This is a genomic window from Streptomyces sp. NPDC048424 (genome assembly GCF_040651555.1).
Taxonomy (GTDB): Bacteria; Actinomycetota; Actinomycetes; order Streptomycetales; family Streptomycetaceae; genus Streptomyces.
This window is the reverse complement of record NZ_JBEZKE010000012.1, coordinates 231,643-244,745: the sequence shown is the minus strand read 5'-3', so window position 1 is coordinate 244,745 and position 13,103 is coordinate 231,643. Positions and strand designations below refer to the sequence as shown.

At 70.4% G+C, this 13,103-nt stretch carries 5 protein-coding genes, 1 tRNA gene and 1 rRNA gene; 5 read left to right on the top strand and 2 right to left on the bottom strand.

Annotation, left to right across the window (positions count from 1 at the left end; all coding sequences use genetic code 11):
• The first annotated feature begins 141 nt into the window (after positions 1-141).
• Both rrf and AB0D29_RS19695 read left to right on the top strand, forming a co-directional pair.
• Positions 142-258, top strand: a 5S ribosomal RNA gene (gene rrf, locus AB0D29_RS19700).
• Between the two features lie 5 nt (positions 259-263).
• A tRNA-Thr gene (locus AB0D29_RS19695) sits at positions 264-339 on the top strand.
• A 43-nt stretch (positions 340-382) separates the two neighbouring features.
• Here AB0D29_RS19695 and AB0D29_RS19690 read toward each other — a convergent pair.
• The gene (locus tag AB0D29_RS19690; RefSeq protein ID WP_362855675.1) at positions 383-853 is read right to left on the bottom strand and encodes a hypothetical protein; all 471 of its coding nucleotides are present in this window, start codon (positions 851-853) and stop codon (positions 383-385) included.
• Between the two features lie 50 nt (positions 854-903).
• Positions 904-3,489 (bottom strand): SpoIIE family protein phosphatase, encoded by a 2,586-nt coding sequence (locus tag AB0D29_RS19685; protein WP_362855673.1) that lies wholly within the window; start codon positions 3,487-3,489, stop codon positions 904-906.
• A 166-nt stretch (positions 3,490-3,655) separates the two neighbouring features.
• On the opposite strand from AB0D29_RS19685, the gene AB0D29_RS19680 reads away from it, so the two are divergent.
• From AB0D29_RS19680 to AB0D29_RS19670, 3 genes are all read left to right on the top strand, one after another.
• On the top strand, positions 3,656-9,187 hold the full coding sequence (locus AB0D29_RS19680) for a HAMP domain-containing protein (RefSeq protein ID WP_362855672.1): 5,532 nt from the start codon (positions 3,656-3,658) through the stop codon (positions 9,185-9,187).
• A 273-nt stretch (positions 9,188-9,460) separates the two neighbouring features.
• On the top strand, positions 9,461-10,144 hold the full coding sequence (locus tag AB0D29_RS19675; protein ID WP_319729795.1) for a response regulator: 684 nt from the start codon (positions 9,461-9,463) through the stop codon (positions 10,142-10,144).
• 115 nt (positions 10,145-10,259) lie between these two features.
• Positions 10,260-13,064: a DNA translocase FtsK gene (locus tag AB0D29_RS19670; RefSeq protein WP_362855671.1), complete on the top strand. Its 2,805-nt coding sequence runs from the start codon at positions 10,260-10,262 to the stop codon at positions 13,062-13,064.
• Positions 13,065-13,103 lie beyond the last annotated feature (39 nt).

Genomic DNA, 13,103 nt, shown 5'->3' with positions numbered 1-13,103 from the left:
CCAGATGTGGAAGCCCGGTAACGGGTGAAGCTGACTGGTACTAATAGGCCGAGGGCTTGTCCTCAGTTGCTCGCGTCCACTGTGTTAGTTCTGAAATAACGAACAGCTGTGTCCATAGCCAGCGTTCAAATTTCATAGTGTTTCGGTGGTCATAGCGTTAGGGAAACGCCCGGTTACATTCCGAACCCGGAAGCTAAGCCTTTCAGCGCCGATGGTACTGCAGGGGGGACCCTGTGGGAGAGTAGGACGCCGCCGAACAACCCGCCCTTTTAGCTCAGTCGGTAGAGCGTCTCCATGGTAAGGAGAAGGTCAACGGTTCGATTCCGTTAAAGGGCTCCAAGAAGAAAGGCCCCCGCCTTGTGGCGGGGGCCTTTTTTGTTTTTCAACGCAAGCGTGAGGCGGCCGCGTCCAGGAAGGCGCCGACCGCTTCTTCGAACTGCCTCTCGATGGCTATGAGCCCCTGGCGGTCGTCCGCACGGTTGATCTCTCCCAGCCTGGCGGATATCGCCTCCATGAGGGGGTGCAGGCTCGGATCGTCCGCGACGAGCCTGAGACGGAAGGCGGCGGTTTCGGCGGCGGCGCCGTGACGGTCGCTCTCCAGCAGGGCCTCGAGCAGCCTTTCCTCGTCACGGGGGTCGAGCCGGCGGCGGAACCACAGGGTGATCTTGGCGCGTTTGAGGTCCGTGACCGCGCCCGCGTAACCGCTGTACGCGGCTAGGCGTTCCTGGCGGATGCGTTCTTCCCGGGCCCGGGCTTCCGTGCGCTCGGTGGTGCGTCGCTGGAACAGGTACGTGCTGAATGAGCCGATCAAGGTGCCGGCGACGGCCACCAGGCTGGCGAAGACTGTGTCCACGGCCGCGAGTTGACCACACGCCGAGGCCCTCTCGCCATGGGCGGGCCGGGTTACTCGCCTTCGCGCTGTTCCGGGACGCGGAAGGCCAGGATGGCCATGTCGTCCGAGGCCGGCTCGGCTGCGAAGCGTTCCACCGCGCGCAGGACGCGCGAGGCGACCGCGCCCGCGGTGAGGCCCGTACAGGTGGTGAGGACCTCGGCGAGGCCGTCGTCGCCGAGCATGCGGGTTCCCTCGCGGCGCTCGGTCACACCGTCGGTGACGCAGAGCAGGACGTCGCCCGGGTCGAGGGTGAGGGTCTGCTCGTAGAGGTCCAGGTCCTCGATCACGCCCAGCAGGGGCTGCGGGTCCGCAGCAGCGTCGACCTGGCCGTTCGGGCGCAGGCGCAGCGGCAGCGGGTGGCCCGCGCAGACGACCTTCATGAGGGCTCCGCCGTCGGGCTGGGGGTGGAGCTCTCCGTAGAGGAGGGTGAGGAAGCGGCTGCGGGCGCCCTCGTCGAGGATGGCCGCGTTGAGGCGTTCGAGGACGGCCGGTCCGCCGAGGCCCTCGCGGGCCAGCAGGCGCAGCGCGTGCCGGGCGAGGCCGGTGACGGCGGCCGCCTCGGGGCCCGTACCGCAGACGTCGCCGATGGCGAAGCCGTACGCGCCGTCGCGGATCGGGAAGACGTCGTAGAAGTCGCCGCCCACCTCGTTGCCCTCGCCGGCGGCGCGGTAGATGACCTCGACCTCCATGCCGGGGATGGCGGGGGAGCCGGGCGGCAGCAGGCTGCGCTGGAGGGAGCGGCTGATCGCGGTGCGCTCGGAGTAGAGGCGGGCGTTGTCGAGGGCGAGTGCGGCCCGGCGGGAGAGGTCCTCGGCGAGCTCGAGGATCTCCTGGCGGAAGTGCTCCTCGCGCGGCTTGCCGAGGGTGAGCATGCCGATCACGCGGTTGCGGGCGAGGAGGGGCAGGACCACCGTCTCCCCGCCGACCGCGAGGGTCGCCTCGGTCCAGGGGCGGGCGCCGGCCTCGCGGACGGGGTCGGGCGGGCTGACCCGGGAGAGCAGGGCCTTGAGGCCGTCGATGCGCTCCTCGTCCTCGTGGAGGACGTAGGAGAGGTACGGGTCGGAGGACTGGTCGGCGATCGTGTAGACGGCGCACCAGGTGGCGAGGGTCGGGACGGTCATCTGGGCCATGAGCGCCAGCGTCTGGTCCCGGTCGAGGGTGCCGGCCAGCAGGTCGGAGGCCTCGACGAGGAAGGAGAGGGAGCCGCGGCGCAGGCGTTCCAGCTCGCCGAGGCGGGCGGATTCGACGGCGAGGGCGATGCGGTCGGCGGCGAACTGGAGGTGGAGTGCCTCTTCGTTGGAGTACCGGCCGGGGGTTTCGGCGGCGACGCCGAGGGAGCCGGTGAGCCGGCCCTCCACCTTGAGGGGGACGGTGACCGCGGAGCGCATGCCGGTGGCTTCCAGGAGCGGGACGGCTCCGGGGACCGCGGCGAGGTCGTCGTGGACGGCGGGCATGCGGGCGGAGCCGTAGCGGTTGGTGCCGGCCTCGACGGGGACGCGGGCGAAGCGCTGGCGGGTGGAGGGCAGGCCGGTGGTGGCGCGGACCTCCAGCTCGGTCTCGTCGTCGGTGGCGAGCAGCAGGAAGGCGGCATCGGCGTCGAGGAGGTCGCGGGCGCGTTCGACGGTCCGCTGGAGGAGGCCGTCGAGGTCGTCGGGGGCGGGGGAGCCGATGAAGACCTCGAAGGGGTCCGCGGGGCGCGGCTCGGTGAAGTGGCCGCTGTCGGTGGCGGGCACCCGTACCGGGGTCTGGAGCAGCGCGCGCTCGTCGTCGTGGACGAGGAGGCAGACGATGGACGGTTCGCCGTGGGCGTCGCGGACGCGCAGGTGGGAGGCGTAGACGGGGATGACGCGGCCGTCCGAGCCGCGGACGCCGTAGCTGCCCTCCCAGCGGGACAGGCGCAGGGCCTCGGCGATGCCGGTTCCGGTGCCGGGGGTCTGCGGCCACGCCGCGAGTTCGGCGAGGGGGCGGCCGAGGGCCTTCTCGGCGGGGTAGCCGAAGATGTGCTCGGCGTCCTCGTTCCAGGCGGAGATGGTGTCGGCCGCGTCGATCTGGAGGACGGCGACGCGGACCCGGCTGTCGGCGAGGGGGAGCAGGCGGTCGGGGACGACGGGGCCGGCGGAGCGGGTACCGACCGGCCGGTCTGGCAGGTCCAGGCGGAACCACACGTGCTTGTGGGTGGCCGTGTACTCGACGCCCCAGCGGGTGGCGAGGGCGGCGCAGAGCATCAGACCGCGGCCGTTCTCACGGTCGGGATCGGCGTACGGGCGCTCGTCGGGGTGCCGGAGCGGGAGGTCGCGCTCCGGGTAGCGGTCGGCGACCTCTACGCGTACGCCGCCCTCGGTGCGCAGGCACAGGACCTCGGCCCGGGTTCCGGCGTGGACCACGGCATTGGTGACGAGCTCGCTGGTGAGCACCACCGCGTCGTCGACGATGTCCGCGAAACCCCAGCCCTGCAGGGTGTCGCGGACGAACGCGCGAGCGGCGGCGACCGAGCGCCCGAGGGGGTCGAAGCTGGCAGCCGCCCGTGCCGTGATCACGAATCTCCTTCGACGCGGTTGGACATCGGTTGCCAGGTTACTTACCTTCACGGTCGGCATGGTGCCGTCGTCCGGGAATCCACCCGCAGGGTACGGCGGGTGTGCGATGGTGCCGAAGTGTTATGGCCGGGTTCGGCCAGGGTGAAACACTGGGCAGGCTTGAAGAGCCGGGCAGTGGTACTCGAAGCCCGGCGGAACAGCGGTCGACCCTTTCGGGAGGGACACGGTGGAGTCTGGCGCAGCGGTGCGGCGTACGGGAACGCGGCCGAAGGGCGGACGTCCCCGGCGCGGTGGCACGACGGAGGTCGATACCGCCGCTCTGAACCGGCTGCTCACGGCCCTGGTGTCGATGCGGGACGGGAATTTCCGCAAGCGGCTGACGGTGTCCGGCGAGGGCGTGATGGCGGAGATCGCCGCCGTCTACAACGAGGTCGCCGACCGCAACCTCCACCTGACCGGGGAGCTGTCCCGGGTGCGGCGGATGGTGGGCCGTGAGGGCAAGCTCAGCGAACGGCTGGAAACCGGCGCCTGTGAGGGTTCCTGGGCGGCCGCGATCGACGCCTCGAACCAGTTGGTGGACGACCTGGCCCGGCCGGTGTCCGAGGTGGGCCGAGTGCTGTCGGCGGTGGCCGAGGGCGATCTGGACCAGCGGATGGACCTGCGGACGCAGGCCGCCGAGGGGGCGGGGCATCCGCTGCGCGGCGAGTTCCTGAAGGTCGGGCGCACGGTCAACAACCTGGTCGACCAGCTGTCCGCGTTCACCGACGAGGTGACGCGGGTGGCGCTGGAGGTGGGCACCGAGGGCAAGCTCGGTGGTCAGGCCCAGGTGCGCGGTATGTCCGGTTCGTGGAAGGACCTGACCGACTCCGTCAACACCATGGCGTACCGGCTCACCGCTCAGGTACGTGATATCGCTCTCGTCACGACGGCGGTCGCCAAGGGCGATCTGTCGCGCAAGGTCACGGTGCACGTGGCCGGCGAGATGCTCCAGCTGAAGAACACCGTGAACACGATGGTGGACCAGCTGTCGTCCTTCTCCTCCGAGGTGACCCGTGTCGCCCGTGAGGTGGGTACGGAGGGCGAGCTGGGCGGCCAGGCGAAGGTGCCCGGGGTCGCGGGCGTGTGGAAGGACCTGACGGACTCCGTCAACACCATGGCCGGCAACCTGACGGCCCAGGTGCGCGGGATCGCGCAGGTGACGACGGCGGTCGCGAACGGCGACCTGTCGCAGAAGGTGCGGGTCAGCGCGCGCGGCGAGGTGGCGCAGCTGGCCGAAACGATCAACCAGATGACGGAGACCCTGCGGACCTTCGCGGACGAGGTCACGCGGGTGGCCAGCGAGGTCGGGGCCAAGGGAACGCTCGGCGGCCAGGCGCAGGTGCCGGGGGCGGCGGGCACGTGGAAGGACCTCACCGATTCGGTGAACACGGTCTTCCGCAACCTGACCACGCAGGTGCGGGACATCGCGACGGTGACGACCGCGGTGGCCAACGGCGACCTGTCGCAGAAGGTCACGGTCGACGTGGCCGGCGAGATGCTGGAGCTGAAGAACACCGTCAACACGATGGTGGACCAGCTCCAGTCCTTCGGTGCCGAAGTGACGCGAGTGGCCCGTGAGGTCGGTGTCGAGGGTGAGCTGGGCGGTCAGGCGCAGGTGCCGGGGGCGGCGGGCACGTGGAAGGACCTCACCGATTCGGTGAACACCGCCTTCCGCAACCTCACCGGGCAGGTCCGCAACATCGCGCAGGTGACGACGGCGGTGGCCAACGGCGACCTGTCGCAGAAGGTCACCGTGGACGTCTCGGGTGAGATGCTCCAGCTGAAGAACACCGTGAACACGATGGTGGACCAGCTGTCGTCCTTCGCCGACCAGGTGACGCGGATGGCGCGGGACGTGGGTACGGAGGGTCGGCTCGGCGGTCAGGCCCGCGTGGAGGGGGTGTCCGGCACATGGAAGGAGCTCACCGACTCCGTCAACTTCATGGCCGGGAACCTGACCTCGCAGGTGCGCCAGATCGCCCAGGTGACGACGGCGGTGGCGCGGGGCGACCTGTCGCAGAAGATCGACGTGGACGCCCGGGGCGAGATCCTGGAGCTGAAGAACACCATCAACACGATGGTGGACCAGCTCTCCGCCTTCGCGGAGCAGGTGACCCGGGTGGCCCGGGACGTGGGTACGGAGGGCCGCCTCGGCGGCCAGGCGCAGGTGCCCGGGGTGGCCGGCGTATGGCGTGACCTGACGGACTCGGTGAACGGCATGGCCGGGAACCTGACCTCGCAGGTGCGCAACATCGCTCAGGTGGCCACCGCGGTGGCGCGCGGTGACCTGTCGCAGAAGATCGACGTGGACGCCCGGGGCGAGATCCTGGAGCTGAAGAACACCCTCAACACGATGGTCGACCAGCTCTCGAACTTCGCGGAGCAGGTGACCCGGGTGGCCCGTGAGGTGGGTACGGAGGGCATCCTGGGCGGTCAGGCGGAGGTGAAGGGGGTCTCCGGTACCTGGAAGGACCTCACGCAGTCCGTCAACTTCATGGCGAACAACCTGACGTCGCAGGTGCGCAACATCGCCGAGGTGACCACGGCCGTGGCCATGGGCGACCTCTCCAAGAAGATCACCGTCGACGCGAAGGGCGAGATCCTCGAACTCGTCACCACGGTCAACACGATGGTGGACCAGCTGTCCTCCTTCGCGGAGCAGGTGACGCGGGTGGCCCGCGAGGTGGGTTCCGAGGGCATTCTGGGCGGTCAGGCCCGGGTGCGCGGGGTCACGGGCATCTGGAAGGACCTGACCGACAACGTCAACCTGATGGCCAACAACCTGACCTCGCAGGTGCGCAACATCTCCCAGGTCTCGGCGGCGGTCGCCAACGGCGATCTGACGAAGAAGGTCACGGTCGAGGCGCGCGGCGAGGTCGCGCAGCTCGCCGACACGGTCAACACGATGGTGAAGACCCTGTCCTCGTTCGCCGACGAGGTGACGCGCGTGGCCCGCGAGGTGGGCACGGAGGGCCGTCTGGGCGGTCAGGCGCACGTGCCCGGGGTCTCGGGGACGTGGAAGGACCTCACCGACTCGGTGAACTTCATGGCCTCCAACCTCACCGGTCAGGTGCGGCAGATCGCCATGGTCACGACCGCCATCGCCAAGGGCGACATGACCAAGAAGATCGACATCGACGCCCGCGGCGAGATCCTGGAGCTCAAGACCACCATCAACACGATGGTCGACCAGCTGTCCTCGTTCGCCGACCAGGTGACGCGGGTGGCCCGCGAGGTGGGCACCGAGGGCATCCTGGGCGGTCAGGCCCGCGTCCGGGACGTGGACGGCACCTGGCGGGACCTGACGGAGTCCGTGAACGAGATGGCCGGGAACCTCACCCGGCAGGTGCGCGCGATCGCGGCCGTGGCCACCGCGGTGACCCGCGGCGACCTGAGCCTGAAGGTCGACGTGGACGCGGCGGGCGAGATCCAGGTCCTCCAGGACAACATCAACACGATGATCGTCAACCTGCGCGACACCACCTTGGCCAACAAGGAGCAGGACTGGCTCAAGGGCAACCTCGCGCGGATCTCCGCCCTGATGCAGGGCCGCCGGGAGCTCGACGACGTGGCCTCGCTGATCATGAGCGAGCTGACGCCGGTGGTCTCCGCGCAGCACGGCGCGTTCTTCCTGGCGCTGCCGGCCGGCGGCACCACCGAGATCGGGACGGAGGGGGGCGCGGACGGCTCGTACGAGCTGCGGATGCGCGGGAGTTACGCGTACGCGGGCGGTCAGATGCCCATCTCCTTCCGGCCGGGGGAGGGGCTGATCGGGACCGTCGCCGAGGAGAAGCGGACGATCCTCGTCGAGAACACCCCGCCCGGCTACCTGAAGATCTCCTCGGGGCTGGGCGAAGCGCCGCCGGCGCACGTGATCGTGCTGCCGGTGCTCTTCGAGGGGAAGGTGCTCGGCGTCATCGAGCTGGCCTCCTTCACGCCGTTCACGCAGATCCAGAAGGACTTCCTCAGCCAGATCGCCGAGATGATCGGTACGAGCGTCAACACCATCAGCGTCAACTCCAAGACGGAGATGCTGCTGAAGCAGTCGCAGGAGATGACCGAGCAGCTGCGCGAGCGCTCGGACGAGCTGGAGAACCGGCAGAAGGCCCTGCAGGCCGCCAACGCGGAGCTGGAGGAGAAGGCCGAGCTGCTGGCCCAGCAGAACCGGGACATCGAGGTGAAGAACACCGAGATCGAGGAGGCCCGGCAGGTCCTGGAGGAGCGCGCCGAGCAGCTCGCGGTCTCGATGCGCTACAAGTCCGAGTTCCTGGCGAACATGTCGCACGAGCTGCGGACCCCGCTGAACTCGCTGCTGATCCTGGCCAAGCTGCTCGCCGACAACGCGGACGAGAACCTGTCGCCGAAGCAGGTGGAGTTCGCCGAGACCATCCACGGCGCGGGTTCCGACCTGCTGCAGCTGATCAACGACATCCTGGACCTGTCGAAGGTCGAGGCGGGGAAGATGGACGTCTCGCCGACCCGGATCGCGCTGGTCCAGCTGGTGGACTACGTGGAGGCGACGTTCCGGCCGCTGACGGCGGAGAAGGGCCTGGACTTCTCGGTCCGGGTCTCCCCGGAGCTGCCCGCCACCCTGCACACCGACGAGCAGCGGCTCCTCCAGGTGCTGCGCAACCTGCTGTCGAACGCGGTGAAGTTCACCGACAGCGGGGCGGTGGAGCTGGTGATCCGGCCGGCCGGGGCCGATGTGCCGACGGCGATCCGGGAGCAGCTGCTGGAGGCCGGTTCGCTGCGGGAGGCGGACGCGGACCTGATCGCCTTCTCGGTCACGGACACCGGGATCGGGATCGCGGCGAGCAAGATGCTGGTGATCTTCGAGGCGTTCAAGCAGGCGGACGGGACGACGAGCCGCAAGTACGGCGGCACCGGGCTGGGCCTGTCCATCAGCCGGGAGATCGCCCGGCTGCTCGGCGGGGAGATCCACGCGGCGAGCGAGCCCGGCCGCGGGTCCACCTTCACGCTGTACCTGCCGCTGCACCCGAGCGAGCTGCCCCCGCAGGGGTACGCGCCGCCCACGCCCGGCGGTGGCCGCGGCGAGCTGTACCGCAGGTCCCTGGACGGGGCGCGGCCGGTGCTGCCTTCGGCCCCGGCCGCGCCCGCGGCCGTACCGTCGGGTCCGCCCCAGCCGGCGCGGCCCGCGCTGTCGGCCGATCCGGGCGCAGCGGGGCAGAACGGCGGGGCCGCGCTGTTCCGGCGGCGGCGCAAGGCGCTGAGCGACCTGGAGCCGCGTACGGCGGTGCCGGGGCAGCCGAACGCGGTGGCGGCCGAGGACGGCTGGGGCAGTGCGGAGGACGAACTCCCGGTGGTGCCCCGGACGTACGACTTCCACGGCGAGAAGGTGCTCATCGTGGACGACGACGTACGCAACGTCTTCGCGCTCACCAGCGTGCTGGAGCAGCACGGACTGGCCGTGCTGTACGCGGAGAACGGGCGGGAGGGCATCGAAGTCCTGGAACAGCACGACGATGTGACGGTCGTGCTGATGGACATCATGATGCCCGAGATGGACGGGTACGCCACGACCTCGGCGATCCGGCGGATGCCGCAGTTCGCGGGTCTGCCGATCATCGCGCTGACGGCGAAGGCGATGAAGGGCGACAGGGAGAAGGCGATCGACTCCGGCGCTTCCGACTATGTCACCAAGCCGGTCGACCCCGACTACCTTCTGTCGGTGATGGAACAGTGGATGCGGGGCAAGTGATCGCCGGGAGAGCGATGTGTACCAATTGCTGACTCACTGTGGCCGGAGCGGTGTGGGAGCCCGGTAAACGGGGAACCTTCTGCTCTCCCACCGCGTTTCTGCTTCGTGCACAGTGACATCCTGGTGACAGGGTGTGGCGATCTCGGGACTGGGGCTACGATGACCGGCACAAGGACGGACGGCGCAAGGATGCCGTCCTCTGGGGCGGGGCCCGGCGCACAGGCCGGAGCCCGGAGCCGGGGAGGCCCCATGCCGGGGCGAGGAGGACAGGGCATGGTGCAGAAGGCCAAGATCCTCCTGGTCGACGACCGGCCGGAGAATCTGCTGGCGCTGGAGGCCATCCTCTCCGCGCTCGATCAGACACTGGTCCGGGCGTCGTCGGGGGAGGAAGCGCTCAAGGCGCTGCTGACGGACGATTTCGCGGTCATCCTGCTGGATGTCCAGATGCCGGGGATGGACGGATTCGAGACGGCCGCGCACATCAAGCGGCGCGAGCGGACCCGGGACATCCCGATCATCTTCCTCACCGCGATCAACCACGGTCCGCACCACACCTTCCGTGGTTACGCGGCGGGTGCGGTCGACTACATCTCGAAGCCGTTCGACCCGTGGGTGCTGCGGGCCAAGGTCTCGGTCTTCGTGGAGCTGTACACGAAGAACTGCCAACTGCGCGAGCAGGCGGCCCTGCTGCGCCTGCAGCTGGAGGGCGGCAGCTCGAACGGCGTGGACGCCAGCAAGGAGACGGCCGGTCTGCTGGCCGAGCTCTCCGCGCGGCTCGCGGCGGTCGAGGAGCAGGCCGAGGCGCTGACCAAGCAGCTCGGCGAGGACTCGGCCGATGCGGGCGTGGTGGCGACCGCGGCCCATCTGGAGCGCAAGCTCACGGGGCTGCGGCGGGCGCTCGACGCGCTGGAGCCCGGTACCGCCGGAGGGGCTCCGGCCCTGCCGTCGCAGAACTGACCGCGCGGGCGTCGGCTCTGGCGGTGCGTCAAAGCACCTACGGAGCCGACGACACGAACGGGTGAAGGGGTGGGCACGCGTGTCCACCGGCGCGCGCACCGGTAACCTCGGCCCCATGGCCTCAAGTACGTCCGGCAAGGGTTCCCAGAGCACCGCGGGCACCGCGAAGGGCCGCACCGGCCGTACGACGGCGCCGGCCAAGAAGGCGGCCCCCGCGCGCAAGCCCCCGGCCAAGAAGGCCGCGGCCGCCAAGCGCGCCCCGGCGAAGAAGGCCGCGGCCAAGCCCGCGCCGTCCCCGACGGGGGGCGTGGTGCGGCTGGTGCGCGCGGTGTGGCTCGGCTGCGCGCACGCGGTCGGCGCGGTCTTCCGCGGGATCGGCCAGGGGGCCAAGAACCTCGACCCCGCCCACCGCAAGGACGGCGTCGCGCTGCTGCTGCTCGCCCTCGCGCTGATCGTGGCCGCCGGTACCTGGTCGAACCTGAGCGGTCCGGTCGGGGATCTGGTGACCATGCTGGTCACCGGCGCCTTCGGGCGACTGGATCTGCTCGTGCCGATCCTGCTCGGCGTCATGGCGGTACGTTTCATCCGCCACCCCGAGCAGACCGACGCCAACGGCCGCATCGGCATCGGGCTCTCCGCCCTCGTCATCGGGGTCCTGGGCCTGGTCCACATCGCCTGCGGGGCACCCGGCCGTGACGAGGGCACCACCGCGATGCAGAACGCGGGCGGGCTCGTCGGCTGGGCCGCCTCCAAGCCGCTGATCTTCACCATGGGCGCGCCGCTGGCCGTGCCCATGCTGGTGCTGCTCACGATCTTCGGGCTGCTCGTCGTCACCGCGACCCCGGTCAACGCGATCCCGCAGCGGCTGCGCAGGCTCGGCATCCGGCTCGGGATCATCGCCCCGAACGCCTACGACGAGGGGTACGGGGAGGCCGAGGGCGCCGCCGACCGCCTGGACCGGCGGGACCGTCACGATGCGGAGCAGTGGCGGGCCCGTACGGGCGCGTCCGCCGGCTCCGACGACCCGGCGGACGCGGCCGAGGAGGAGGCGCTCGCCCGGCGCCGCCGGCCGCGCAGGGGCTCCGCCCGGCCGGCCATGGACCGGGAGATGGACGCCGTCGACGTGGCCGCTGCGGCCGCCGCCGCACTGGACGGGGTGGTCTACGGCGGCCTGCCGCCCTCCCCGCTCGTCGCCGACCTCACCCACGGCATCACCGCCGAGCGGGAGGGCGCGGAGATCACCGCGCCCGTGCCGACCGCCCGCGGGGAGCGCCCCGCGGCGCCCGCCGCCCCCGCGACCCCGGCCGCATCCGAGCCCTCCGCCGAGCAGCCGCACGCCACCACCGCCGCGGCCTCCGGGACGCTGTCGGTGCCCGACCTGACCAAGGCCCCGCCGCAGACCCAGGCGCTGCCGCCGCGCGCCGAGCAGCTCCAGCTGCGCGGGGACATCACGTACGCCCTGCCCTCGCTGGACCTGCTGGAGAAGGGCGGGCCCGGCAAGACCCGCAGCGCCGCCAACGACGCGGTGGTGGCCTCGCTGCGCAACGTGTTCACCGAGTTCAAGGTCGACGCGGACGTCACGGGCTTCACCCGGGGGCCGACGGTCACCCGGTACGAGGTCACGCTGGGCGCCGCGGTCAAGGTCGAGCGGATCACCGCCCTGACCAAGAACATCGCCTACGCCGTCGCCTCGCCGGACGTGCGGATCATCAGCCCGATCCCGGGCAAGTCGGCCGTCGGCATCGAGATCCCGAACACCGACCGCGAGATGGTCAACCTGGGCGACGTGCTCCGGCTGGCGGACGCGGCCGAGGACGACCACCCGATGCTGGTCGCGCTCGGCAAGGACGTCGAGGGCGGCTACGTCATGGCCAACCTCGCCAAGATGCCGCACGTGCTGGTGGCCGGCGCCACCGGTTCCGGAAAGTCCTCCTGCATCAACTGCCTGATCACCTCCGTGATGGTCCGGGCGACCCCGGAGGACGTGCGGATGGTCCTCGTCGACCCCAAGCGCGTCGAGCTGACGGCGTACGAGGGCATCCCGCACCTGATCACGCCGATCATCACCAACCCCAAGCGGGCCGCCGAGGCCCTGCAGTGGGTCGTGCGCGAGATGGACCTGCGCTACGACGACCTGGCCGCCTTCGGCTACCGCCACATCGACGACTTCAACCAGGCCATCCGGGACGGCAAGATCAAACTGCCGCCGGGCAGCGAGCGGGAGCTCAGCCCGTACCCGTACCTGCTGGTGATCGTCGACGAGCTGGCCGACCTGATGATGGTGGCCCCGCGCGACGTCGAGGACTCGATCGTCCGCATCACCCAGCTGGCCCGCGCGGCCGGCATCCACCTGGTGCTCGCCACCCAGCGGCCCTCGGTGGACGTGGTCACCGGCCTGATCAAGGCGAACGTGCCCTCGCGCCTGGCCTTCGCCACCTCCTCGCTCGCCGACAGCCGGGTCATCCTCGACCAGCCGGGCGCCGAGAAGCTGATCGGCAAGGGTGACGGGCTGTTCCTGCCGATGGGTGCGAACAAGCCGGTCCGCCTCCAGGGGGCCTTCGTCACCGAGGACGAGATCGCCGGGATCGTCCAGCACTGCAAGGACCAGATGGCCCCCGTCTTCCGGGAGGACGTCACCGTCGGGCAGAAGCAGAAGAAGGAGATCGACGAGGACATCGGCGACGACCTGGACCTGCTGTGCCAGGCGGCGGAGCTGGTGGTCACCACGCAGTTCGGCTCGACCTCGATGCTCCAGCGCAAGCTGCGGGTGGGCTTCGCCAAGGCCGGGCGGCTGATGGACCTCATGGAATCGCGGGGGATCGTCGGCCCGAGCGAGGGTTCGAAGGCGCGCGACGTGCTGCTGAAGGCCGACGACCTGGACGACGTGCTCGCCGTCATCCGAGGCGAGGCCCATCCGTAACCAATTCGCGAGCAACCGTTTCCCTTGGGCCCACGTCCA